Consider the following 800-nt stretch of genomic DNA (forward strand, 5'->3'; position numbering starts at 1 on the left):
CGGGACTGGGTGCGTTTCGCCGATATGGACGGCGACGGCCGCGACGACTATGTGATCCTCCAGGACCTGGGGCAGGTCCGGGTCTGGCGGAACAACGGCCCCGGCAAGGAATGGACGTGGCAGGGCGAGGTCAACCCCGGCTACGGCTACCCCCGTGACTGGGTGCGCCTTGCGGACATCAACGGCGACGGCCTCGACGACTACGTGATCGTCCAGGACGAGGGACAGCTTCGCGTCTGGCTGAACAACGGCCCCGGCAAGGGCTGGACGTGGCAGGGCGAGGTCAACCCCGGCTACGGCTATCCCCGTGACTGGGTGCGCCTGGCGGACATCAACGCCGATAAGAAGGTCGACTACCTGGTCGTTCAGGACAACGGCCAGGTCCGGGCCTGGCTCAACGACCTCGGCGGCAGGGGGTGGATCTGGCAGGGTGCCATCATCGGCGACGTCGGGGTGGACCGTGGGAATGTGCGGCTGGCCGACGTCAACGGCGACCGGAAGGCCGACTACCTCGGGATCGGCCCCCTGGGCCAGCTCGGCGCCTGGATCAACGACCGCTACCCCGGTGGCCCCACCCCCGGAAATCCGCCGGATGACCCCGGCCCGGAGCCCGGCAGTCCTTCGGCGGGCTGGAATCACATCACCCAGATCAACGCGGGTTACGGCTACCTGCGTGACTGGGTGCGCTTGGCGGATATGAACGGCGATAACCGGGACGATTACGTGGTCCTGCAGGATCTGGGGCAGGTGCGGGCCTGGTTGAACGACGGCGACGGGCAGAGCTGGACGTGGCGGGGTGA

General features: G+C 68.0%; 1 protein-coding gene. It reads left to right on the forward strand.

Going from position 1 to position 800, the window contains the following annotated elements:
- A partial coding sequence (locus IEY93_RS37560; RefSeq protein ID WP_189167896.1) for an FG-GAP repeat domain-containing protein occupies nt 1–800 on the forward strand: 800 nt, incomplete at both ends.

This window comes from Sphaerisporangium melleum, from assembly GCF_014646695.1.
GTDB classification, from domain to species: Bacteria; Actinomycetota; Actinomycetes; order Streptosporangiales; family Streptosporangiaceae; genus Sphaerisporangium; species Sphaerisporangium melleum.